This window comes from Parabacteroides sp. FAFU027 (genome assembly GCF_022808675.1).
GTDB lineage: Bacteria > Bacteroidota > Bacteroidia > Bacteroidales > UBA7332 > CAXXIC01.
On the sequence record NZ_JAKZKV010000004.1, the window covers coordinates 219,147 to 244,393 of the forward strand.

Sequence of the window (25,247 nt, forward strand, 5' to 3'; positions counted from 1 at the left end):
TATTTTTGCAAGTAACTAACTCGGATTACTATGCAAAATATCAGATATTATCTCCTCTCTCTATTTATTAGCCTCTTTGCCTTAAATCTAACGGCGGTAAATCAGCATCCCAGCCTATTAGTCAATAATCAGGATAAGAAAGAGATTCTGGAGAAAATCGAGAGTCAGGAATGGGCGTTGCGCATCTTTGAAGGGATGAAGCTTCATCTCTCGCCTTACGTCGCACACTACCGTATGACTACGGAATATGACCCGACCTGGCTGATTAGCCGATATGTCATGAACCGTGAAGAAGGCAAACGCTTCACGAATCTTAAACTCTCCAACGTTAAGAATAAACCGGATTCCATTTGGGGAAATGCTCCGGTGCCCACTTTGGTATCGACTATCTGTGACAGCCGATTTGAGCCGAATAACAGATTCAACTTCCAGCTTCCCGCCATCGAGGAGTTATTGCCCTTCAATAAACAAACCGAAATTTCCATTTTCAATAAACAGACCGGACAAACCGAAAAGGTTAAACTGTCTAATATTGGTAATGTTATCAACGGGGAAATCAACCGCCTTGCTCTCAATGCAGCCATTCTCTATTGGCTAACCGGCGAGAAAGAGTACGGACGGATGGCTGCTGACGTTTTCCAACAATGGGCTGAAGCCGCGTTTTATCAGAATCCGGTTGCCGGAAGTCATGATGCAGGACTTTTCTGTAGTCATATAGGAGGGGATTTGGAATATATGCCGTTGTTATTGGTGTATGACTTCCTGGGGAATTTCTTCGTAGAAAATAATTACAATACGACCTATTACCAGCCGGTGTTTGAGAAAATCGCAAATACGCTGATGACTCGCGGTGAAATAGATGGGTTTGCCGATAAAAGCCCCATGTTGGTCTTTAGTTCGTTGCTGGTGGACGATCAGCAAAAGAGAGAGTCGTTGCTAACCAAGATTGTTGAAAAGGACACCATCATTGCCCGACAGTATGGCAATCTCAGTCTGAAGACCATTTCCAAAGATTATATCACTACCGACGGATATTTTAAAGATCCGGGCAAGCACGCATCGGCTATTTATAATTTGCTTTTGTCTGTCTGGTCATTGGAGAAAAACAGTTATCCGGTGCTGAATGCTTATTCCAACCTGGGGAAATCAGGAGAAGTTCGGATGAAGACTGCGTTCCCGAATTTGGCGTTGCCTGCCTTTGGTGATATCAGCAACCCTTATCCCGACGGGCAGTTGCTTGAACTGGCGATTGCACTTGACCTGATGAAGAACCGGGGCGAAGCGGTGGAAATGTGTGGTTTGCTGAATCTTATGATTCGTGAAGGGGCGCACAAACGCAGTGATAACTCGTGGTTGGGTCTTCTGCTTTACACAGACATTCCTACTTCCGACCCATTGCCTGAAAATTTCTGGAAACGCAGCGGCCAGATCGACTATGCGCACTATTATTACCAGAGAAACGGTTTCGACAGAAACAACGGAATGATGGTGGGAGTGCAAGGGGCTACCTACGCGGGCAATCATGCTAATGGCATGAGCGCCGACTTTTACGGTGCCGGCAGAGTGATGGGTGCTGACCCGGGAATTGGCCGCAACCTGAACGATACCATGCACATCAAATACTACAGCCAGTGGGCTGCCCACAATACGGTCATCGCTGCCGGAAGTTCCAGCCCGGAGAAAATCTATAAAGGTGGCGGAACGGCAAAAGCCATTGGCCAGATTGAATTGACGGCTATGGAACCTGTGGCTGACTCCGCGGCTGTTTCGCCGAACTGCTCCTTTATGAATACGCGCTATCTCGAACCGTATACCCGCACCAACGAAGAACGGATGCTGTCTTTGATTCGTGTTTCACCCACTGCCGGTTTTTACGTGGATATTTTCCGTTCGGCAAATAAGCTCTGGAACGATTATTTGTACCACAACATCGGCGACAATCAGGAACTTTTCTCAGATAAAAAGGAGACGCTGGTATTGGCGCCCGAGAAAATCCCGACAGTGGAACCTGATTTCCCCGGCTTGCGTTATATCGAAAAGACAAAATCGACCGGCGAGTTTAAAGAGGGCGTCGTCTCCTTGTTTACTGTTGAGCAGGGTGCTAAGAACAGCACCTCCTACATGCAGGTGTTGATGCCCGCAGCTCCTAACCGCAGCTACTTTACCGGATTATCGCCCCGCTCCGAATCTTCTTTGCATCCGTATGATTCGATTCCGCTTCCGACTCTTGTGGTGCATCAGAAAGGCGATGCATGGGATGTTCCGTTTGTCGCAGTTTACGAGCCATTTATCGGAAAAGAGAATAACGTGGTGGAATCGGTCAACTGGCTGAACCAAAACTATCGCGGAATGCAGACAGCGCTCGAAGTGAAATGTAAGAATGACATCAAATACTGGGTGATGCAGTCTGTGGAACGTAGTCGTCGCGGTCTTGTGCCGGGAGGAGCCTTTACGGGAATTTACGCGACGGTCTCTTTTGTCCGGGATACGCTTCAGTCGGTTTACTTTGGTAAAGCGTACCAGTTTTCCTGCAAGGGCTTTTCGGTAAAAGCTGATAACAGCGAATGTTCCGCCAATATCACTTTTGGAAAGAACTACCTCGATATTACTTCAAATCAGGAACTGGATATCAGATGGGATGCCATTCATGCAAAGAACGTTTACCTTTTGGTAAAAGGCTCCGACGAACACAAAGAGATTAAGCGCTCCGGCCGTAGAAATACCTACACCATCCCGCCGGTGAAAGAGGGTCGTGTGGTGTTTGAAGAGTAGCATGAGATAATTCTCTCCACAACCCGAATAGCATTTACCGCATTAGAATTAAAGCGATTCGCTCCTGAGACGCGAAAACGTAAAGCATCTATTCTCAATAATGAATAACTTTGCGCTTTCGCGTCTTTGTCTTGTGCCAATATTAATCCGATATAGACCTTTGTTGAACCGAAATAGAAAAACATTGTTATGAAACGAGTCGCCATTTTACTATTTATCCTGATTATGATGATGGGAACGTCAATGAATGCCGCCGGTGTGCAGGTTATCTCTTCTGAAAAAGTCAATCAGACGATTGAAGCGTTGAAGCAAAAGTTTGGAACGTCGCATGCGTTTCGCGTAGAGCGTGGCGTGAAGAAGACAGCGTTGCTCTGGCAACAGGCAGACGGTACTCCCGATGAATTTATGACCTTTTGCGAAACCCATTTCATTGCCGATGAAGCGGCGTTGGAGAAGTTCTTCAATAGCTTTTCCCGCAGTATGGAGATTATTCTTGGCGGTTATAACCGGATGACCTTGCAGCTTCGCGAGCCGCTTGACCTCGACCGGGGAGAATACAATGAGGTGGATGAGTTGTTCGGCGGATACAACGCATCGGCCCATTTGTTTGATGATATGTATGCCAACAAACTGGCGTTTCGCGTGACGCTCAATTTTCCCGAATATTCTTTGTCGGAAAAAAACACTCTGGGCAAACAGTGGAGCCGTCGCGATTGGGCGTATGCCCGTCTCGGGGATATGTTTAAGGCCCGCGTACCGGCAGCGTTGAATCTCGATTATTCGGCGGCCCTCAATGAGGCGGAGATGTACATTGCCTCTTATAATATCATGATGGGGCAGTTGCGGGAAAATGGTAAGGCACTGTTTCCGGCTGATATGAAGCTGCTTTCGCATTGGAATCTCCGCGATGAAATCAAGGCCGATTATGCAGATAAGAAAAATGGTCTGGCAAAGCAACGTATGATTGCGCAGGTGATGCAGCGCATCGTGGAACAGACCATCCCCACAGAAGTGATTAATCAGGGAAAATACGAGTGGAATCCTTTTACCAACGCATTAAGCGAACACGGCAAACGCATCGCCGACCATGCCGAAGGAGACCGCCGCTACCAACGGATTATCGACATTTTCAGGGAACAAAAGAAGCAGGATAAATATTATTCGTCCGACCGCGATACTTATATCAAGCGCAATTTCAACGGAGACATGGAGGTGTCGGTCGAAGAGGCCGAGCAGCTGTTCGTGCAGTTTGTCTCCTCGCCGGAGATAAAGCGTGTGGCTACCGAAATCAGCAAGCGCCTTGGCCGAAAGCTGGAGCCATTTGATATTTGGTATGACGGATTTAAGTCAAGAAGCTCTCTCGACCAGGATAAGCTTTCGGAAATGACCCGCAAGCGCTTCCCCACTGCTGCAGCCTTTGAGCAGCAGATGCCGGAGATTCTCTCCCGACTCGGATTTACCCCTGAAAAGGCGCAATACCTGAGCGAACGCATCGAGGTGGACCCTTCGCGTGGTTCGGGACATGCTGCCGGGGCTTTGATGAAGGGCGATAAGGCTCACTTACGTACTCGCGTTCCGGCAACGGGTATGGATTACAAGGGTTTTAATATCGCGATGCACGAGTTTGGCCACAACGTCGAGCAGACGCTTTCTCTCTACAATGTAGATTATTACACCCTTGCCGGAGTGCCCAATACCGCTTTCACAGAGGCCCTTGCTTTCGCGTTTCAGATTCGTGACCTCAATGAATTAGGCATTGACACGCAGGATAAAGAGGCTCGTAAACTGGAGGTACTGGATAACTGCTGGCAATTGTATGAAATCATGGGCGTATCGCTCGTCGATATCCGCGTATGGAAGTGGCTCTATGCGCACCCCGATGCTACGGCTGCCGATTTGAAGATTGCCGTACTCGATATAGCAAAAGAGGTTTGGAATAGCTATTATGCACCGGTGATGGGAAAGAATGACCAACTGCTATTAGGTGTTTACAGTCACATGATTGCCTATCCGTTGTATCTTTCGGCCTACTCCTTTGGTCATTTGATTCATTTTCAGATAGAGAAACAGTTGAAAGGAAAAGTAATGGGGGCAGAAGTCGAGCGGATGTTTACGCTTGGTCGTCTGACGCCTGACCAATGGATGCAGCAAGCTACCGGCTCTTCCATTTCAATTCAACCGATTCTGGAGGCGGTGGATGAGGTATTGAAATGATGAAGTGTTAGTTCTGAATGGATATTGACGTATTGAAATCAGTGTTTCAGGTCAAAACAATGAGCAATTTCGCCCAAACAATGAATATCTTCAGCCAAGCAATGAGGAAATTCATCCAAACAATGGACATCAACGCATAAGCATTGACCATATCCATACAAGCAATGACCAATTTCAATCAAGCAATGGATATTTTCATTCAAGCAATGACCATCTTCGATCAAACAATGGACGATATTGTGTAAGCAATGAGGAATAATGCCAAAACATTGACCAATATCAGTCATGCAATCATAAAATCTGTTTAAGCATTGAAGAGTATCATTTCTGCAATGTGAGATGATGTTAATGTAATGGGCAATGTTATTTCCGCATTGATGAATATCTTTTGGGGGATGATGATTTCAATATGTGAAATGAATATTTCCTTCTTTGGGATGATCATTTACAAAGCGGAGATAAAGATTTACAGTTAAGAAATAGCCATATGCATTATCGGAATGAATATTTACAAGACAGAGATGAACATTTACAAAGCCGAAATGAGCAATTACGATAAAGAAATGACCATTTACAAAGTTGGAATAAGGATTTACAAATAAGGAATGAATATTTACATGATAGAAATGGACATTTACATTCCCGGAATGAACAATTACGGTGAAGAAATGACCATTTACAAAGCCGGAATAAGGAATTACAAATAAGAAATGAAGATTGTCAGCTTCAGAATGAGCTTTGTCGCAACCGGAATGACCAATATATTTAGTGAAATAAACAACGATATATCCGCAGAATACGATTTTGATTCTGCTTTTTTGAAAATAAGAATTGTAATGAATATGCTCTTTTGAGAATATGATAAAAGAAGCCCAGTTTAGAATATTGCCGCAACAAGCGGCATCCGAGCAATCGCTCAAGCAGTTGTTATCGCGGGAATTTTCTGTCCCGGTACAACAGATTTTGGCCGTTCGCATATTGAAGCGCTCCATCGACGCACGTCAACGAATCGTTTACATGAATCTTAAACTTCGTGCCTATATCAACGAACGCCCCGAAGATGATGAATTCATCAGCAATGAATACCGAGATGTTTCGGAAAAGAAAGCGGCAATAGTTATCGGTGCGGGACCTGCGGGATTATTCGCTGCATTGCGCCTCATCGAACTCGGTATGCGCCCCATCGTCATCGAACGGGGCAAAAACGTAACCGATCGCAAACGCGACATCGCCATCATCAGCCGCGAGCACATCGTTAATCCCGAATCCAACTACTCTTTTGGTGAAGGTGGCGCCGGAGCATTCTCCGATGGTAAATTATATACACGCAGCAAGAAGCGTGGTTCTGTCGAACGCATCCTGAATATCCTCTGCCAGTTCGGAGCAAGCACCTCCATTTTAGCAGATGCCCACCCACACATCGGGACGGACAAACTTCCGGCGGTGATTGCCAATATTCGTAAGCAGATTATCAGCAGTGGAGGAGAGGTACACTTCGAAACCCGCATGGATAACCTCATTGTGGAAAAAGGAGAGGTTGTCGGCGTCGAGACCAATACCGGGCAAGCATTTTACGGCCCCGTAATTCTGGCAACAGGACACTCTGCCCGCGATGTCTATTATAACTTTCACCGGAATAACATCCTGATTGAAGCAAAAGGTATCGCTGTGGGAGTACGACTGGAGCATCCTCAGCATTTGATTGACCAGATCCAGTATCATTCCCCTGAAGGTCGTGGTAAGTACCTCCCGGCCGCTGAATACAGCTATGTGGCTCAGGCAAAGGAGCGCGGCGTGTACAGCTTCTGTATGTGTCCCGGCGGGGTGGTGGTTCCGGCAGCCAGCGGTCCCAATCAGGTCGTGGTAAACGGGATGTCATCATCGTCGCGTGGCTCCCGCTGGGCGAATTCAGGAATGGTGGTTGAGATACGACCGGAAGACCTGCCGCAATACGCTGCTCACAAAGAGCTGGCACTGCTCAAATTTCAGGAGCAGCTGGAGTACGATTGCTACATGGCCGGGGGGCAGCAGCAGACAGCTCCTGCTCAACGGATGGAAGACTTTGTCAACAAGCGATTGTCCAAAACTTTGCCGGATAGCTCCTACTCACCGGGCGTAATATCATCGCCGCTACACAGCTGGATGCCGTCGTTTGTAACTGAGCGTTTACGGGAAGGGTTTCAGCTGTTTGGCCGCAATTCAAAAGGCTTTCTGACCAATGAGGCGTTGATGATTGGGGTGGAATCACGAACTTCGGCTCCTGTGCGCATTCCGCGCGACCGTGAGACGATGCAACACCTCGTACTGAAAGGACTTTACCCCTGCGGAGAAGGTGCCGGATATGCCGGAGGAATCGTCTCTGCTGCGATGGATGGTGAAAAGTGCGCCGAATCTTTAGCTGCTTTGATAGGATAAATCTGCATTTGAAATAAATAGCAAACGCCGGTTGTCTGATTTTTCAGATGACCGGCGTTTGTATTTAATATATCTGGGATTATAAATTTGGGCAAAAAAATAAAGCTGCTATAGTTTTCGCTTATTCACATAAGCTAAACAATTCAGCAGCTTTCCGATTGTTGTTGTATATAGAAAGAATGAATGAGAGCAATAAAATGTAATAATTTGTTCTCTTATTACAACGTAAAAATATTGCGAAATGTTGTAACTGCAAACTGTTATAGCTTTATTAACGCCTTAAATGGGGTGTATTTGTTGATTATTAACATTGATTGCGGCGGCATCCTTCACTAAGGAAAAAGCTTACTTCAATTCCTTGTTTAATAAACGGTGATAAGCCATTTCTTCGTATTTTGTGCCAGGTCTTCCCCAATTGGCGAACGGGTGAATACTGATTCCACCGCGTGGTGTGAAGATGCCTGTTACTTCAATGTATTTAGGATTCATGAGTCTGACGAGGTCCTTCATAATCATATTGACGCAGTCTTCATGGAAGCTGCCATGATTTCTAAAGCTAAAGAGATAGATCTTGAGACTTTTACTTTCCACCATTCGCTGGTCCGGAATGTAATCAATCAATATAGTTGCGAAATCCGGCTGTCCGGTAATTGGGCAAAGGCTGGTGAATTCAGGACAATGAAAACGCACCCAGTAATCATTTTCGGGATGTTTATTGTCGAAAGCTTCGAGGATTTCAGGAGCGTAATTGGTCGGATAATCAGTCTTATTTCCTAATAAATTGAGATTTAAGCTCATGTTTCTTTTATAAATGTATTGTTTCACGCAGACAGTTTCCTGACTAAGGTGCAGTTGCATGAAATAAAATAAGGACGGTTACAAAAAATGCCGGGAAAGCTTGAAGGGGTAACTTTCCCGGCATGAAGGATTGAATTGATTATTCTTCGTAAGAAGAAGAATTATTAGCGGCTGATTTAGCCTGGTAATATCTTATTTTTTCTCTTTTTCTGAGATATTTCTGGAGACCAATGTTGCGAAGCTGGCAAGCCGGACATCTTCCGCAACCGTCAGCCATGATTCCGTTGTAGCAGGTCAGGGTGTTGTGTCTAATCAATTCCAACACGCCCAGTTCGTCTGCCAATTGCCAGGTTGCTTCTTTGCTTCTTGCCATCAATGGGGTCAGGATCTCAAATTCTGATTCCATAGCCAGATTGAGAGTCTTGGTGGTTGATTTGATGAACTTCTCACGACAATCAGGATATCCGCTGTAATCGGTTTGTGAAACACCGGTAATGATATATCTGATGCCATATTTACGGGCAACAATTGCTGCAAATGTGAGAAATACAAGATTGCGTCCGGGTACAAAAGTATTTGGCAAACCAAATCTCGGTACGATAGGATCTACCGGGATATTAGGGTCTGTGAGTGAAGTGTGATTGTTGATAGTTCCCAAAACATCAATCGCATGGATTTCATGCGGAACATTGGCAACACGGGCGATAGTTTTCGCTACGTCCAACTCATAAGCATGTTTTTGGCCGTAAGAGAAACTTACAGCTCGAACTTCTTTGAAGTTTTTCAATGCCCAAAAGAGGCATGTTGTGGAGTCTTGTCCACCGGAGAAAAGCACAAGGGCCGATTCGTTTGAGTACATTATAAATCTCGGATCTTTAGAGGGTTATATGAAATATTAAGGTCATACGCATCTGTTTGTTCTGTTCTCTTTACCCATTTGACTACTAAATTAGTCAGGGGTAAAGCTATAATTTCGTATATCGTTTTCATGGCGGTCTGACTACCAATTAATGTCAAAATGACAATGCCGGGCAAAGAGCCGTAAAAAGCAATAGAAAAAAATATAACCGAATCCAAACCTTCACCAAAAAGTGTCGATACCACTGCCCGTATCGAAAAGCCGCGTCCCTGAGTCGCTTTTTTCATTTTACTCATCACATACGCATTGACAAATGAGCCGCAGAGGAATGCGATGAAGCTGGCTGTGGTGATTCGTTGCGTGCTGCCAAGTACCAGTGAAAATGCCCCCTGATGTTCAAAGTAGGGAGAGGCAGGCATGGCTATAGCAAGTTTAAATACGGCAACCGCTAAGAAATTCATGAAAAATCCCATCCATATAATCAGTCGGGCTTTGCGGAATCCCCACACTTCTGAAATTACATCGTTTAAGATGTAGGTGATCGGGAAAATGACCAGTCCGGCGGTTGTGTTTATGCCAAATACATTGACGATTTTAGACTCTACGATGTTGGCAATAATCAGACATACTGCAAAAAGGGTGCTGCATGTCAGGTACATGATGGATACCTGATTTTTCATCTCTTGTTTTTAACGTGGTTAATCAAGCACACGGCAGAAATTTTGGGTTCTGCGAATGAATCAGGTGCAAATATAATAGATTATCTATTGCATTGCTAAAAATATAACAACAATCTTTACAAATTAACGTGGAGGGCGAATTTGACTCCCTTTTTTAGGGAATTTCTTATTTGACTCATTTCTTGATGGTTTGAGGTGTCTTAGATACCGTTACCCCCCATAAAAATGATTTATACAATAGTTAAAAATATGGGGTGCTGTTTGTTTTGAAGAAAAAGTTTTGGAATCCACAGAGTTAAATAACAAGAGCGGACTGAAAAAAGCCCGCTCTTGTTAACTAAAATAGATTGTATGTAGTCTTTAATACCCTGAATTCGGTTCTCCGGTTAATCTGGTTGGCGATTTCCTGTTGCTGAGGTGTTAACTTCTTAATATACTCTTCGTTAAGCTCTTCGCCCTCTTGCAGGAAGGGGTATTTTTCAGCCATCGATGCATCTACTGTCTTAGGAGAGCCTTTACCGTAACCTTTGGGCGTAAGTCTATCCTTTTCAATTCCGCCCCGGATCAGATAATTGACTACCTCATTAGCCCGTCCATCGGAAAGCTGCTGATTGTATTCAACAGAACCGTTCATGTCTGTGTGAGCGCTAAGCTCGATGGTGATGTGCGGGTTGTCTTTCAAAATCTTGATTAACTGGTCAAGCGCCTCTTTAGATTCGGCACGGAGGGTGGTCTTATCCACATCATAGAAGATGTTGTTCACCTGGATCGGTTTGGCCAAAGGAATTAATGAAAAGTCAGCTTTATAGGTTGCATCCTTCTCTGCATCGACCACTTCGACGTTTTTGTAAGCGTTCAGATAACCTTTGCCGGAAGCCAGCAACTGATATTTCACACCCCGTTCACCAACAAATTTGAATGTACCGTCTTTTTTGATAGTCGTTCTGGTATTCATACCGCGATCGTTGACTATATGTAAGACGGCATCGGGAAGGATCTGATTCTCTCCGTTTTTAATTGTACCTTCAATGAATATTTTTACTGTGGGCAGTTCAAAGTTAAAAATATGGTCATATCCTTTATTGTCTCCCCGGTTTGAACTGAAATAACCGTGCTCCTCCAATCCGGCAAAAGTGATTCCAAAGTCATCCCCGTTGCTGTTGACCGGAACACCCATGTTCTCAACTTTCCATGAACCGTCAGGCTGAGGGATAGCATGGAAAAGGTCCAGTCCGCCCATGCCCGGCAATCCGTCAGACGCGAAGTAGAGGTCTCCGTTTTCACGGACATAAGGGAACATTTCATTGCCTGGTGTATTGATTTGAGGACCCAGATTGGAGATTTCAGCCACTTTATTTCCTTCCATTTTGGCTCTCCAGATGTCTTTACCTCCCTGGCCGCCCTCTTTTTCTGAAACAAAATAAATGTAATCACCTTTAGGGGAATAGGCTGCATGAGCTGCCATTTCGGTTGAATCTCTGAATATTAACAGCCGTTGCGGTTCACTCCAGGCCTGATCATTATGTTTTGATACATATATTTCAGCCGGAGAACTACTCTCTTCCATGTTGCGGCAACGGGTAAACATCATCATGCTTTGATCACCATTGAAACTCACATTTCCCTCGTCTGCAGGAGTGTTTATGGTTCCTTCCAATGGTTTGGGTTTATCCCATTTGTCCGCATTATTCAGCTTTGAAACGAAAATGTCTGTCTTTTTCATTCCGGTCACATCGCTTCTTTTCTTGCCAATGGCTTGTTCCCGGTTTGAGGCGAAGTAGATCTGATTGTAATCTTTTCCAAAAAGCATTGGGGTAAATTCTCCCTGACGGGTGTTTAAAACCGCTTCAGCTCTTACTGTGTAACGGGTCGGATTTTTAGCCAGAGTGTCTGCCATCTGGCAACCCTGGATTCCCAATTTAGCTAAACGATTATCCGGATTCTTTTCAAGAAATAGTTGGTATTGTTTGATAGCCGCGGCGTATTTACCCTGACGGTGGTACAGGCGGGCCAGTTCTAATCGGAGATTTCCATCTTTAGATTTTAGTTTGACAGCATTGTTAAAGGCATTTTCCGACGGTTGGAGACGTTGCAATATTTGTGCGCAGAGAGCCATTTTCAGCATAGCCTCAGCCTTCAGGTCTGTCCGGTCGTAAGGCAGTTTGTAGGATGCTTTTTGGAAAATGGTATAGGCTTTATCATAGTTTCCGGCCTCAAACTGTTGATTGGCTTTTTTCATGGAGACAGACTTGCATGAAAACAGCAGAATCCAACAGAGCGGAAATATGATTAAATGTGTTGGCTTGAATCTCATAATCAGAGGCGTAAATGTTTTGCTTATTAACAGCAAATATACTTATTTTATTGCACAAGAGACGACTTTAAAAACGAGAATAGAGTTGTTACAGGTCAATTAAAAAACGAACTATACCTTAAACAAGGGAATAAACTCAGGGATAAAGCCGTACCTTTGCCGAAAATTTTCAGGTATGTCATTATACGGAATTCTGATTATCCTTTTCTTTTACGTTATGGGAGAGGTTTTGAGTAAGTTGATCGGTGGCTTTATCCCCGGAAATGTAATAGGGATGGTACTGCTGTTTGTGGCATTGATGCTGGAGTGGATCAGTCCTGCCTATTTGCGGAAAACCGTAGCCTGGTTTACCTCCAATATGACGCTGTTCTTTATTCCGTCATCGGTTGGTTTGATGATTTCGTATCATTTAATCCAGTCGCAGATCTGGTCAATTCTGGCAACGTTACTCTTCAGCACCATTCTGGTCATGATTGTTGTGGGTTGGATTCATCAAAAAATAGCAAAATAATGGTTGCAGAGATTCTTCATTCCGAGATATTTATTCTTGCACTTTGTATCGGGGCTTTTTTGATAGGAAAAGGAATTTTTTCGAGATTAAAGAATCCTATATTCCATCCCCTGTTGATTGCCGTTTTTCTGGTAATCCTCGTCCTTAAGTTAACCGGAATCGATTACGACTCCTTTCGGGAAGGTAGCCGGTTTATCCATTTTCTGTTAGGACCGACAGTTGTGGCACTGGGATATGTTCTCTACGAACAGGTCAGGTATATTAAAGGAAATACAATTTCCATAGTGGTGTCGGTCTTGGCTGGAAGTATAACCAGTGTGGCGTGTGTCGTGCTGATGTCAAAACTATTCGGGATTGATGCGCAGATCATTTACTCGATGGCGCCCAAATCGGTAACAACCCCTATAGCATTGAGTCTTTCGGAGAAATATCACGGAATCCAGGCACTGACGGCTGTATCTGTTGTAGTAACGGGTATTTTCGGAAGTATTATTGGCCCGGTATTGTTTAAATACACCGGCATCAAAACTAAAATGGCGCGTGGCTTAGCTTTGGGCGCTGCTTCCCACGCTGTGGGAACGGCAAAAGCTCTGGAGCTGGGTGCAGTTGAAGGGGCTTTTGGTGGGTTAGCCATTGGCCTGATGGGCTTTTTGACAGCTTTATTGTTGCCAATTGTAGAGCAGTTATTAATGTGAAAAACCGTCTCTGCAGGGAAGAAGAGACGGTTGTCAATACATTTGAACGGATTTATAAATCTATCAGTCCCTCCGGAATATCCATCAGGATAACTTTTTCAACATCATCTATTTCGCATACATACTCATCGCTTGCCGGAATCAGGATTTCCTCCCTTTTATATTTGACAACAAAAAGAATATTTGCTGTGGAGTCATCAATCTCTTTAATTTTGCCAATCTCTCCCAGATTCTTGTCGATAATGGTGAATCCGATATAATAGTCGCTGCCCGTATCTTGCTCCTCATCTTCCGGAACCAGTTTTTTTGGAAAGAACACCTCTTTATTGGTAAATATTTTGGCTTGCTCTTCAGAAGAAATATGGTCCAGCTTTACCAACGCTCCGTTTTCCGACCTGAAACGATATTCGTCAATAAAAAACGGCACGAAGATGCCTTCCATTTCGCAAACAAAATAAGGCGCATCAACCCGGTCAAAAACATCATCGGTGAATGTCATTGACAGCTCACCGTGAATGCCGTGGGGTTTATTGAATTGGCCTATTTTGATCAGTTCGTCTCTCTTAATCATATCGAAACTTGTTTAGTGTCCTGCAAAAATATCACGATTTTGCAGATATGGCATTAACAATGTGTTAAATCGTAGTGATAAATAGCAATTCAGTTGACAAATCCGCCTTTTTGAGCAAATTAACGCGTTTTTTTGTTGTAATTGCAACCATCTGCATCCCTTGTTGCGTCTAACGGTCAGATAAACAACTTAACAGCATTATAACTATGAAAAAATTAATTTCTCTCGCAGTATTGGCATGGATGCTGATCTGCACAAGCGCATTTGCAGTAGCAGATACCCTGACAGTGGATAGTATGGCCGTAGCTCAACGGGTAAGTGATAATGAGCCGGGTCTGGCAAAGATTGTAGAGGCATCAAGTGGAACACATTGGGATGTGGTTGCTTTATTTTCTGTGGTATCGCCATTTCTTACCGGTTTTCTTATTGTGTTGATCATATTAATATTTAATCATCGCAATAAAAAGGCGAAGTACCGCTTGATGGAAAAGGCTATCGAGGCCGGACGGGAAATCCCGCAATCTTTCTTCGAAGAGAAAAAGCCCAAAAAGACTCCGCTGCAGAGTGCATTTGCCCTGATTGGTACCGGTATTGGTCTGTTCCTGATGCTCTGGTTTGTAGCTGATCATGATGTCGCGTTTGTGGGAGCGATCCCGCTGTTGATCGGACTCGGGAAATTACTGGCTTATAAGATGGAGGAAAAATCATCGAAGTCCGAAGAAAATGATCAGCAAAACGGATGACCTGTTGCTGGTCTCCCAGGTGGTCTTGTTTAACAGCCACAAAGCCTTTGAGCAGTTGGTTCAAAAGTATCAGTCGCCCATCCGCCGCTTCTTTCTCAACCTTACGTTTGGAGACGAACCGCTGAGCGATGATCTGGCACAGGAGACCTTTATCAAGGTATATCTTCATCTGCAATCCTTTAAGGGAGCAGCCGGGTTTTCCACCTGGCTGTTTCGCGTTGCCTACAACGTCTATTATGATTATATTCGCAGCAGCAAGCCTTATCTGGAGGCTGATTATGAAGATGTAAGCCCACACGCCGAAGCCGAAAGGCCGCAGACGGATTGTAAAATGGATGTCTATGAGTCGCTGAAAGTGCTCAAATCAGAAGAGCGGACCGCTGTTTTACTCTTTTACATGGAAGATCTGCCGGTGGAAAAGATTTCGAAAGTTATGAATTGTCCGACAGGTACAGTGAAGTCGCACCTGGCTCGCGGACGAGACAAGTTAGCTGAATATTTTAAAGGAACAGGTTATGAAGTCAATTTCGGATAAAGAGATCAAATACTTCTTCGATACAGCGAAGCAGGAGATACCCGATCGTGGATTCAGTCGTCGGGTGATGCGTCGTCTGCCGCAGGATCAGTCACCGGCTTATCACTGGATTGTCTGGTTCTTTGGGGTGATCGGGCTGTTGATTGCCTGGGTAACCGGTGGTCTGGCCGAGTTTTTTGGATACCTGGCTACTTTCGGACGCACTATTGCCGGAGCCCATTTGCCGAACCTGTCATCATCCGTGATTTATTTGCTGGTACTTGGCGGAATGATCGGTTTTTCGATTACGATATACAGGAAGATTGAGGGGTGAAATATGTCTCATGTCTAGGGCTGTGTTGAATGTTAGTCCTCTGTATTGTCCCGCCCCTAAATCCCCTGAAGGGGACTTTCGCAGCAGTGCTGTTATGAGGTTTTCTGCAATTATTGGGAATTTGATTCTTGCAATTCTGTTAATGTTTTGTAGGCTCTTAAAGTCCCCTTCAGGGGATTTAGGGGCGGTAACGTCAATAAAAGCAACAGTATTTCCAGCCATCCTTAAACACACAAAAAAACTCCCCGCATCACAAAACCTGATGATGCGGGGAGTTTCATTTCCGGGCTATTTTACCCGTTTAAAAGTATCGACTTTAGAGAAGCCGGATTTCATGTAACTCTGAAACTGTTTCCGGGTGAAGCTAATGTTATAGGTTGCGGTGTCGATGGGTGACTCCTTCACCCGTTCCAGGGCATCCAGTTCTGCTTCCGTGGATATTTCGCCGATGGTCAGCATCCCTTTCTGGAGTTTCATCTTCTGCACAAACCAGGCATTTTCTCTGATCAATGAATTCAGGATATAGTATCCTTTGAATTTCTTCAACACATTTCCTTCTGAAAATTGAAAGAGCGTATCGGAGTCGAGGATATGCTGGATGACCCACCCTTTCTCAATGCGACTGGCGGCTTTTTCCTCGGGTGACATATCGTACCAGTTGACACTGTCTTTCGGTATTTTGACTTCGTAGTCGTAACGGATGATCATGCTTTTGGGATCAATGACCAGCTCAGCCGAACCGTCATTGCTGATGTATTTTCCGATCAGTTTCTTCGGGATTTTGGTCAGACTATCCACACCGGCTGGCTGAGGACGGTCGAAAGTTACTACCGGGCTACAGCCGATTAACAGCAGAAGGAGAAGCGGAAGAAGGAGTACTCGTTTCATAACGCAGGAGTTTGACTTTAGTTGCAACTATAACTATAACGCATTTCTCCGGAAATAGGTGTGCGCTTAACTCTCAAATTTCTCAGTCAGGGCGTTAATCCGGCCACGCAATTGCTGGAAGAAACGGAAGCGCTCCCTTTCCGACGCTCCGCTGAGGAACATGGATTTGGAGATGGTATTTCGTATCCACGTCTCCGTTTCGGTGCAAAAAGCCTTGTCGGTCGTGGCCAGGCTGTTGATGGTGAATAGCTTGACGGTGATCAACGTCATACCGTTTCGTTTGTTAAGGAAGAAGCTGTTTTCCGGATTGACCGGGCTCAGGTACAGGTGGAAGTCGGTATCGTTGTCCTCACCTTTCTTCTTCAGGTCGGTCCATTCTGCGATCGTGTCAATCATCCCCGACAATTGCTTACACAGCAGGAGCGGTATTTGCTTATCCTCAAAGCATTCCATATCGTAGTAATAATCCAGCAGGCGCAATATCGGGTCAATGGTGTTGTGCGTCCAGACTTCCGAAGAGGGGATTCGGCGGTAGCTGTTCATAATCCGTTTGTAGCAGGTGTAAAGCTCCTCTTTTTCTCCCAGGTCAGCCACAAATTGATCATACGTGCAGGGCTGGTTGCAGATGGTCTGGTGCCAGACGTAAAGCTTGAAGAAGATCAGCTCCGGATAAGGCATAAAGTGGAAGACGGGGATATCTTCTGCCGTGAACAGAATTTCCTTGTCTTCGGCTTTGGCGCTGAGCTCGATGTTTTTGGCAAACTGATCGATATAGCGGTGATAATGCCTTGGGTCATTTACAAAGTCCAGGGTCGAATACCGGAAGGTAATGCCGTTGGATTTGTGGTTGAGGATTTCATCCATTGAAATCTGGAAGTGAGTGCAAATTTTCTTCAGTTCGCTCAATGTAAGTTCCTTTTCTCCCCTGGTCCGACGGTAAACAGAATCTGTTCCGATATCCAGCAATTCGGCAATCACATCGGCCAATTTCATGTGTGGAGGGAGCTTTTCCTTGATTATTTTGAAAATCCTTTTTTGAGTGTCCATAATTTTTTTGCGGAAATCCGTAATTACAACATATATTTTTTGCGGAAAGTCGTAAAAGTAGAATTTTTATCCGGAAAAATTCTCAATTTCCGCAAAAGAATAATAGCGTCAGTGCTGAGATTACGAAAAACCGCCAAAACTGGCACGACTCTCCCCAAAACCCCGTTTTAGACGTGCATTTCTTCTCTATATCTTTGCTGTGCATTTAGGAATTTGGTTAAAGGGAAAAAATTCTTCTTGTGAATATCAGCAGTCAGACGAGGGTGAAATATAGGGTTTAGTTTTTAGACTGTCTGCTGCTGATATTTCAAAATACCTTCCGATTCAGATTCCATCTCTTCTACTGTTTTTTTATCCATTTGCTCCTTTACATAATCCTATATTTCTCACCGTAAAATCAAAGTTTATGTGCCTCAATCTGAACGTCAGAGTACAACGAAAATCCAGCAGAAAACCTAACAGGTTTTCAAAACCTGTTAGGTTTAATCATACAAACCAATACTGTTATGATGCAAGATTTTTTTGAACCGGGAGCTGTATTTCACGTATTCAACCGCGGAAATAATCAGGAAGATATTTTTATAGAGGAAAGAAACTATGACTTCTTCCTTGCGTTAATGCAAAAGTATTTACTCCCGATTGCCGATATCTATGCATATTGCCTGCTGCGAAATCATTTTCATATCGCTTTGCGGATAAAAGACGAGGAGTTTCTTCCCGATAAGTTTAGGGTTAAATCTTATTTAGCCTTCTCTAACCTGTTTAATGCTTATACAAAAGCAGTCAACAAAGCGTACAACCGGAAAGGGAGCCTCTTTCAGGAACACATTCATCGCAACAGAGTAGAAGATGAAGATTATCTGATCCAGTTGATTGCTTATATACACCTCAATCCTGTCAAACACCATTTTACGGATAACCATAAAGCTTATCGCTATTCTTCATATCAGGCTTATATGTCAGACAAACCAACCCATATTCATCGGGAGTATATTATGAATATCCTCGGTGATAAAACAAATTTTGAATATTGGCACGATCAGAACAGACTCAACCTGGAGAATAAGATAAACGATATCTGATCCGGTTTAGACCTAACAGGTTTTTAAAAACCTGGAATCTTAGGGTGATATCGCTCTATTGCGGGAGAATGTACAGACCTAACAGGTTTTTAAAACCTGTTAGGTCTAGGCCGGGGATTCGGAGCGGAATTTTTGGATGAATAAAGAGGCAATCTCCCTGCGGAAAGCACTGTCGGCACTGAAAAATGCAAGAGCAGTACTGAAAAACGTGATGGAGTCACTGAAAAATGCGTGGGAGTCACTCCGAAATGCGAGGGAGGCGCTGAAAAATGCGACAGCGGCACTGAAAAATGCCCGGGAGGCACTGAAAAATGCGAGGGAGTCAGACTCCGGACCATTTTTCAGGCCCCCGATGAGCCGGTTCACAGGGTAATTTTGATTTTTACACCGAGTTTTCTAAATAGAATTTCTAACAAAAAAACTTTTTCATCATGGAAACAACCCCACAAACACCCGAAGCTACAACTGCTTCGAAGAATTATCACAAATCATTAGACGAATCCATCGCCGCCATCAAGCTCGTCCTGGGCAATGCCACCCTGCCCGGTATTTTCGAGGTGATGCAGACGGTGGGCTACACCGCCGAAAAGCTGGATTCGATGAATGCCAAGCTCGCCCTGCTGGAGCAACTCACCCAGACAAAGACCAAGGAAGATGCCGACCAGAGCGCCGAGCAGGAAAAGTACGACAACAAGCGCACCGATGTCAACAAGGCTTTCGTGACGCACCGTTCGCTCTCCCGCATCCTCTTCAAACTGGATGTGCATGCACGCGTATCGCTCCGTCTCGAAGGCGAGATGCCCAAGGCCTATGCCAACTGGGTGGAGATGGTCTCCAACTTCTACGGCCAACTCTCCTCACAGCCCGAACTCCTGATCAAAACCACCGCAGTGGGCATTACCTCCGAAGTCGTGACCGAGCGCAAACAGGCGATCACCGACCTGCGCTCCCTCAAGGAGAGCCTAAAGAAGGAGACTGCTGAGGCGCAGGCTGCCACCGATGCCCGCGACGAGGCGTTCGATGAGATTTACCCGCTCTACTCCGAGTATATCTCTTACGCTAAGGTGCTTCTTGCCGGCAATCAGGCGCTTGAGGCTTTGGGCGTGACGGTGGAGTAATTTATTCGGGATTTACCCTAAACCTAACAGGTTTTCAAAACCTGTTAGGTTTTCTGGAAGGGAGAAAAGAATAAGGAAAACGAATATAAAATCAAATAACAGCGGAACCGAAAAGCTTATAGAGTAGGACAAATTGTAAACAAGACAAATGTTATGAAACTATTTTCAAAAGTAGCACCTGCGGTAGCAATGGTTGTATTATTCTCAGGTTGCGCCTCTATCGTGAGCAAAAGCTCCTGGCCTTTATCTATTAACTCAACACCTGCCGGTGCGAAAGTAGAAATCCTTAATCGTAAAGGTGTTCCGGTATTCAACGGTGTAACTCCTGCTAACACCACCCTGAGTTCAGGGGCGGGATTCTTTACTCCAGCATCTTATACCATTAAATTGAACATGGATGGATATGCCCAAAAAGTAATTCCTGTAAAATGTACTTTAAACGGATGGTATGTAGGAAATGTAATTTTTGGCGGTCTCATTGGGCTGTTGATTGTTGACCCTGCTACTGGTGCAATGTACAGACTAGATGCAGAGTATATCAATGAAACGTTGGACAAAAACACTGTTGACAACAAACCGGAATTAAAAATCCTTGATGTTAATCACATTACCCCAGAGATGAAGGCTCATTTGGTATCTTTAAAATAAGTGGTAATAACATCTCAAATGAGGTGGATTTAATTATGTGGCATGGGTTTGGCAATAGCGTAACCCGTGTCAAAATAAAGAGAACTTATTATAGATGTCTTCATTTGAGAACTCACACCTAACAAGTTTTTGAGACTTGTTAGGTGTTTTGATAATAATCTTTGAGTTCCGGATTTTAAATGTAGAAAAAAGTGATGTTTGGTTCTTTTGACCGATTATTCTACATTATTGATTTAATAACGTGCCTGATGTTGTTTATTCTTCGGTAGATTTGATGTCTTAAGTTAAAAACTAAATAAGGTTAGAGGGGTTAATCTGTTAATCTGTTTGTCCCCGAAAGGGAAATTTCCACACACACACACACACTTACCACAAAATTATAAACATGAAACGAGTAATCTTATTTGTCCTGTTCGCCTTAGCCGTATTCAGCTCCCAGGCAAAAGAAAGCGAAGACACCAAAAGTAAGAATGAAAAGAAAGAGAGAACAATTGACCTTTGGGGACATATCAAGGACTCCTTTACCAAAGTCGGGATATTAGGGACAAAAATCACCCTGATGCGGTCGGACAGCTCGGTGGTAGATACCATGACCGTGAAATATTTTGACTGGGGGCTTAAACTGGATACCTACTATAAGTTCAACATTCCGGCCCGGCCACAGAAGTTTATCATCAGGGCGGAACATCCCGATTACAAACCCACCTATGTCGATTACGATATCAAGTATGTCGCGCGAAACGTCTATTTCGACGCACCCTGGCATTATATGAAAAAGCGGGCCTACCGGATGACCAAGGAACAACACGTACTGAATGAGTTGGTGGTGAAAGCCACCAAAATCAAGATTGCATACAAAGGTGATACGGTGGTCTATAATGCCGATGCCTTCAACCTGTCAAAAGGCTCGATGCTGGATGACCTGGTGAAACAGATGCCGGGGGTAGAACTCAAAGACAATGGCGAAATCTACCAGAATGGCAAGAAGGTGGATTACCTGATGCTCAACGGCAAGCAGTTTTTCAAGGGGAAAAACAAGGTGATGCTCGAGAACCTCCCTTATTACACGGTGAAGAACGTGCAGTTTTACAACAGGACTACCGATAAGAGTGCATACCTGGGGCATGATGTCGAGAAAAAGGAATTTGTGATGGACGTCAACCTGAAGCCGGAATATTCGACCGGTTACACGGTGAATGCCGAGGTTGCCGGTGGAACGAAAGACCGTTATCTTTCTCGCCTGTTCGGACTGCGCTATACCGATAATACCCGCATTTCCCTATATGGAAGTATGAACAATGTAAATGAATACCGAAGTCCGGGAAGGGACGGGGATTGGACTCCCACTAATAGTCCTGAAGGAATAATAGATACAAAAAATGCAGGAGTGGATGTTGTCATTGAAGATAAAGACCAGAGATTTTCTGAATACTTCAGCGGATCGGCTGGATGGTATGATGGTACTTTTTCCAGCCGGACTTCTTCCGAATCGTTTCTTACCAATGGCAATAGTTATTCCCGTTCAGAAAATGACTCACAACAAAAGAATTTAGGAGGTTGGATTTCAAATGTCTTCATTTTAAAAAAGCCATTATTCGTGAGAATAAACAACAATATTGAATATTTTAAATACGACCAAAATGCTCAAAATCGCTCGGCTACTTTCAATGCCAATCCTGAAAAGTACGGAAATCTGAGTCAAATATTGGACTCTGTATTCAGTTCTTCACTTAGCCCTAATCTGAATAGCATTGCACTTAACCGCCAATCCATTCAAATGAAAGGAACCGGACACGATACTTATTGGTATAATTCGATAGTAGCCTCTAAAAAATTGAGCTGGGGCGATGATATTGAAGTCAGCTCACTCTTCAATTACCGGAACACCATGAACTCGGTATTCAATTCGTCTCAATTGAGTTATTTGCAAAACAATACCTCAGACAACCGAAATAAATACAATACTACACCCAGCGAAGGTTACGATTTTAATATCCGGGGTGATTATACTTTCCACCTGCTCTCAAAATGGAGTTATGTGCTCTATAGCCTCTATACGAAAAGGTATTCGTCGGATGTGAACTCACTCTACCGGCTCGACTGGCTCAATGGGTGGGGGAGTGGTACCCGTCACTCATTGGGAGAGCTGCCTTCCACCCGCGACTCTCTGTTGCTTGCCCTCGATGCCGCTAACAGCTACAACAAACGCTTTACGGAGCAGGGTTATAAGGAGGGATTCAGCGTTTATTATGAGAAAAAGGAAAAAGACAGTTACACCTGGTTTAACCTGCATCTCCCGATAGACCGCCAGAATAAAGAAATGCGCTACCAACGCAACCAACTGGACACGATGGTTTATCGCAGAGACTGGGTTTTCGAGCCGGAGATGACCTTTACACTGAAAACAAATAAAATGAACCGGGAATATTCATTCAATTACAGGAGTGAAACCATTATACCGGATTTGGTGAAGTTGGTAAACATTCGAGACGATGCTAATCCCCTGGCCGTGTTACTGGGAAATCCGAACCTGAAGAGTACCATCAAGCATAACTTTAAATTAAACTTTTCAGACAGGAAGCCGGAAAGGCAACGCTTTTTTAATTTCGGATTCAATGCGTCAATCATAAAACGACAAATCGCCAACGGATTTACCTATAATCCTGAAACGGGTGTCTATACCTACCGGCCCGAGAACGTGGACGGCAACTGGAATATGAATACCTCCGTAGGTTATGGTAGCGCGATCGACAAGGATAAACACTGGAGTTGGGGAACAGAAACAGCCTGGAACTTTAACCGGAACGTGGACCTCACAGCTGTCAGCAGAAGTACCCAAAGCAGCCTCAGCAAGGTAAACAATCACAGTGTGTCGGAAGGTTTACAGTTGAATTATCAAAAGGATGACCTGAAACTGGGCGTAATCGGGAAGTTGTGGTGGAACAATGCCACCAGTCGGCGGGAGAATTTCCAAACCATCAATGCTCGAGACTACAGCTACGGCATGACCGGGGAGTACAAACTTTTCAAGGAGATTGAATTGGCTACGGATATCAAGATGTACAGCCGCCGCGGATACGGTGATTCATTTATGAATACCAACAACCTCGTCTGGAACGCATCCATCGGCCACGCTTTCCTGAAAGGCAAGGTAATGACCCGACTCGAAGGCTTCGACCTGTTGCACCAGCTCTCCAGCGTGCAATACGTTGTAAACGGGCAAGGAAAGACAGAAACCTGGCGAAACACCATCCCCAGCTATGTGATGTTGCACCTGAGTTACCGGTTTAGTTACAATCCGAAGAAGAAATAGGGATTCTTCTATGGGTATAAATTGCCGTCAGCTTGAGCTGACGGACCGAAGAGGAAATCAAAGGGCAGGCTTTAGCCGAAATATATATGAGAAGTGAAAATCAGACCTAACAGGTTTTGGAAACCTGTTAGGGTTTCATCAAAAATGTAGATATCGCATTCGAAAACTGAACTTATGAAAACATTACTATTAACCATCCTCTATGGCGCTCTTATTCCTGCTATTGTCTGGTCGCAATCTTCGAATAGAAGAGGATCTTCCTATACGGCTGAAGAGAATAAAGTAACCATCATCAATCAAATTGATCCCAATTGTGCGTTCTTTTTTTCTGCAATTGACAAAACAGATTATTGGAAGGATATAGATTATATCAAAAAAGATATCAGCCTGTCTGTAGAATCTCCATATCTGGAGCTTCAGCAGAATTTGAGTTTTTTTCCTCAGCCCATATTCTGGTGCAGAAACGGGATGCAATACCTAATTAGGGGTGTGGATAAGAAAACACATACAGCGTTGATGAGCGCTTCTGATAAAATTGCTGACAATGAGATCCGTTTTTTTAGCTCTATGACCGACTCGTTGAATCTGAGAACCGGTAGTATTGAAAGAATCTCACAGATCAAAGATTTTGTAAATCGGGGCATTTATACCCGTATGTGCAAAGAAAAGTATGATAAGAAACTGGCGTATCTAGAGGGGTATCAGAAAGCGCATCCCACCTCCCGGTTATTTTCGGATCTATGCAAAACGTCGTTTTATGCAGACTATATCAATCAGTTGTTTTTAGCTATAAAGCGGGAACCTTCGCGGGCTGATTCTCTTAAAAAAGTCATGTTAGCGGCTCATCCACAGATCCAAAATGATGAATTGCTATTCTCTTTTCAGTATCGGTTGTTTTGTCAGGCATACAACGATTTTTTGGCTCAAAACAAATATCAACGGGATAGCATAAGCCTCAGCGAGAGATACAATAGTGTAAAAGAAAACTTTACTGGAAAGATCAGGGATTACCTGCTTTTTTCAATAATCCACGCCGCCCCGAGCGATAAGCAGGTTGGAATACTTCTCCCTGATTTCTATAACGATTGTAACGATGAAACCTATATAAGCTACATACGTGAAAATGTAGCCGCCAAAGCCGGAACTTCCGTTCCGGTAAAGGATCTGTTATTTACCACGAAGCTTGACAAAGTCTCATTACAGCAAATCATTGATCAAAATAAAGGAAAACTGATCTATGTGGATTTTTGGGCGTCATGGTGCAGTCCATGCCGTGCGATGATGAAAGAGTCGAAGCTATTACACGAGAAATTCAAAGACAAAGTCGCCTTTATTTACATTTCAATTGATAAAGATTTCAGTGCATGGAAGAAGGCATCGAAAGAGGAGGCTTTGCAAGATAAGAGCAGCTTTTGCATTTCATCTGAAGCAGAGTTCATAAAAAAGTACGCCATCAAATCGATTCCTCGATACGTACTGTTTGACAAGGATGGTGGGATTGTGACAGATAATGCGCCCCGGCCAAACTCGGTAAATGAGTTGGGAAAGTTATTCGGAAAACTTTAAAAAATACATATCTATTCGGTTCTATCTGGCGCGGGTTTAGCGAAAGCGTTCACGATAACTGTTGGGACCGAGCCTCGAAAATAGACAGCTTGTAGCTGTCATCAACTGAAAATCAGACCTAACAGAGGTTTTCGAAACCTCGTTAGGTCATGCTTACAACAAAAT

At 44.1% G+C, this 25,247-nt stretch carries 21 protein-coding genes; 14 read left to right on the forward strand and 7 right to left on the reverse strand.

The window, feature by feature from the left end; translation table 11 throughout:
• The first annotated feature begins 30 nt into the window (after positions 1 to 30).
• The 3 genes from MLE17_RS08295 to MLE17_RS08305 all read left to right on the forward strand — a co-directional run bounded on the left by MLE17_RS08295 (position 31) and on the right by MLE17_RS08305 (position 7,401).
• Entirely contained in the window at positions 31 to 2,772 is a 2,742-nt protein-coding gene (locus tag MLE17_RS08295) for a hypothetical protein (protein ID WP_243348303.1), read from the forward strand.
• Positions 2,773 to 2,961: 189 nt separating this feature from the next.
• On the forward strand, positions 2,962 to 4,986 hold the full coding sequence (locus MLE17_RS08300) for a hypothetical protein (RefSeq protein WP_243348304.1): 2,025 nt from the start codon (positions 2,962 to 2,964) through the stop codon (positions 4,984 to 4,986).
• Positions 4,987 to 5,844: 858 nt separating this feature from the next.
• A complete protein-coding gene (locus MLE17_RS08305) occupies positions 5,845 to 7,401 on the forward strand; it encodes an NAD(P)/FAD-dependent oxidoreductase (RefSeq protein WP_243348305.1) in 1,557 nt (518 codons plus the stop codon).
• 345 nt (positions 7,402 to 7,746) lie between these two features.
• Here the strand turns inward: MLE17_RS08305 and queF are convergent, their stop codons facing one another.
• From queF to MLE17_RS08325, 4 genes are all read right to left on the reverse strand, one after another.
• Positions 7,747 to 8,199: a preQ(1) synthase gene (gene queF / locus MLE17_RS08310; RefSeq protein WP_243348306.1), complete on the reverse strand. Its 453-nt coding sequence runs from the start codon at positions 8,197 to 8,199 to the stop codon at positions 7,747 to 7,749.
• Between the two features lie 139 nt (positions 8,200 to 8,338).
• Positions 8,339 to 9,058, reverse strand: coding sequence for a 7-cyano-7-deazaguanine synthase QueC (gene queC / locus MLE17_RS08315; RefSeq protein ID WP_243348307.1), 720 nt, complete (start codon positions 9,056 to 9,058; stop codon positions 8,339 to 8,341).
• Positions 9,058 to 9,738, reverse strand: a complete 681-nt coding sequence (locus MLE17_RS08320) for a queuosine precursor transporter (RefSeq protein WP_243348309.1) — start codon at positions 9,736 to 9,738, stop codon at positions 9,058 to 9,060. Before MLE17_RS08320 ends, queC begins: the two co-directional genes overlap by 1 nt.
• A 337-nt stretch (positions 9,739 to 10,075) precedes the next feature.
• The gene (locus tag MLE17_RS08325; RefSeq protein WP_243348310.1) at positions 10,076 to 11,977 is read right to left on the reverse strand and encodes an OmpA family protein; all 1,902 of its coding nucleotides are present in this window, start codon (positions 11,975 to 11,977) and stop codon (positions 10,076 to 10,078) included.
• 250 nt (positions 11,978 to 12,227) lie between these two features.
• Between MLE17_RS08325 and MLE17_RS08330 the strand changes: the two genes are divergently transcribed.
• Entirely contained in the window at positions 12,228 to 12,563 is a 336-nt protein-coding gene (locus tag MLE17_RS08330) for a CidA/LrgA family protein (RefSeq protein WP_243348311.1), read from the forward strand.
• The gene (locus MLE17_RS08335) at positions 12,563 to 13,258 is read left to right on the forward strand and encodes an LrgB family protein (RefSeq protein WP_243348312.1); all 696 of its coding nucleotides are present in this window, start codon (positions 12,563 to 12,565) and stop codon (positions 13,256 to 13,258) included. Before MLE17_RS08330 ends, MLE17_RS08335 begins: the two co-directional genes overlap by 1 nt.
• 52 nt (positions 13,259 to 13,310) lie before the next feature.
• Here MLE17_RS08335 and rimM read toward each other — a convergent pair whose 3' ends face one another.
• Complete coding sequence (rimM, locus tag MLE17_RS08340) at positions 13,311 to 13,829, reverse strand: ribosome maturation factor RimM (RefSeq protein WP_243348314.1); 519 nt, start codon at positions 13,827 to 13,829, stop codon at positions 13,311 to 13,313.
• A 206-nt stretch (positions 13,830 to 14,035) separates the two neighbouring features.
• On the opposite strand from rimM, the gene MLE17_RS08345 reads away from it, so the two are divergent.
• Genes MLE17_RS08345 through MLE17_RS08355 form a run of 3 tightly spaced genes read left to right on the forward strand, consistent with a single transcriptional unit; the run spans position 14,036 to position 15,420 of the window.
• Entirely contained in the window at positions 14,036 to 14,572 is a 537-nt protein-coding gene (locus tag MLE17_RS08345) for a DUF6249 domain-containing protein (protein WP_243348316.1), read from the forward strand.
• Complete coding sequence (locus MLE17_RS08350; protein ID WP_262920302.1) at positions 14,553 to 15,107, forward strand: sigma-70 family RNA polymerase sigma factor; 555 nt, start codon at positions 14,553 to 14,555, stop codon at positions 15,105 to 15,107. Before MLE17_RS08345 ends, MLE17_RS08350 begins: the two co-directional genes overlap by 20 nt.
• Positions 15,088 to 15,420: a DUF5056 domain-containing protein gene (locus tag MLE17_RS08355; protein ID WP_243348318.1), complete on the forward strand. Its 333-nt coding sequence runs from the start codon at positions 15,088 to 15,090 to the stop codon at positions 15,418 to 15,420. The genes MLE17_RS08350 and MLE17_RS08355 overlap by 20 nt, the downstream gene beginning before the upstream one ends.
• A gap of 288 nt (positions 15,421 to 15,708) precedes the next feature.
• Here MLE17_RS08355 and MLE17_RS08360 read toward each other — a convergent pair whose 3' ends face one another.
• Complete coding sequence (locus MLE17_RS08360; RefSeq protein ID WP_243348319.1) at positions 15,709 to 16,308, reverse strand: hypothetical protein; 600 nt, start codon at positions 16,306 to 16,308, stop codon at positions 15,709 to 15,711.
• A 66-nt stretch (positions 16,309 to 16,374) separates the two neighbouring features.
• Positions 16,375 to 17,355 (reverse strand): helix-turn-helix domain-containing protein, encoded by a 981-nt coding sequence (locus tag MLE17_RS08365; protein WP_243348320.1) that lies wholly within the window; start codon positions 17,353 to 17,355, stop codon positions 16,375 to 16,377.
• Between the two features lie 506 nt (positions 17,356 to 17,861).
• On the opposite strand from MLE17_RS08365, the gene MLE17_RS08370 reads away from it, so the two are divergent.
• From MLE17_RS08370 to MLE17_RS08395, 6 genes are all read left to right on the forward strand, one after another.
• The gene (locus MLE17_RS08370) at positions 17,862 to 18,437 is read left to right on the forward strand and encodes a hypothetical protein (RefSeq protein ID WP_243348321.1); all 576 of its coding nucleotides are present in this window, start codon (positions 17,862 to 17,864) and stop codon (positions 18,435 to 18,437) included.
• Positions 18,438 to 18,573: 136 nt separating this feature from the next.
• Complete coding sequence (locus tag MLE17_RS08375; protein WP_243348322.1) at positions 18,574 to 18,810, forward strand: hypothetical protein; 237 nt, start codon at positions 18,574 to 18,576, stop codon at positions 18,808 to 18,810.
• A 58-nt stretch (positions 18,811 to 18,868) separates the two neighbouring features.
• Positions 18,869 to 19,555, forward strand: a complete 687-nt coding sequence (locus MLE17_RS08380) for a hypothetical protein (protein ID WP_243348323.1) — start codon at positions 18,869 to 18,871, stop codon at positions 19,553 to 19,555.
• A gap of 153 nt (positions 19,556 to 19,708) precedes the next feature.
• Positions 19,709 to 20,203, forward strand: coding sequence for a hypothetical protein (locus MLE17_RS08385; RefSeq protein ID WP_243348324.1), 495 nt, complete (start codon positions 19,709 to 19,711; stop codon positions 20,201 to 20,203).
• 385 nt (positions 20,204 to 20,588) lie between these two features.
• On the forward strand, positions 20,589 to 23,516 hold the full coding sequence (locus tag MLE17_RS08390; RefSeq protein ID WP_243348326.1) for an outer membrane beta-barrel protein: 2,928 nt from the start codon (positions 20,589 to 20,591) through the stop codon (positions 23,514 to 23,516).
• A gap of 174 nt (positions 23,517 to 23,690) precedes the next feature.
• Positions 23,691 to 25,082, forward strand: a complete 1,392-nt coding sequence (locus tag MLE17_RS08395) for a TlpA family protein disulfide reductase (RefSeq protein WP_243348328.1) — start codon at positions 23,691 to 23,693, stop codon at positions 25,080 to 25,082.
• Positions 25,083 to 25,247 lie beyond the last annotated feature (165 nt).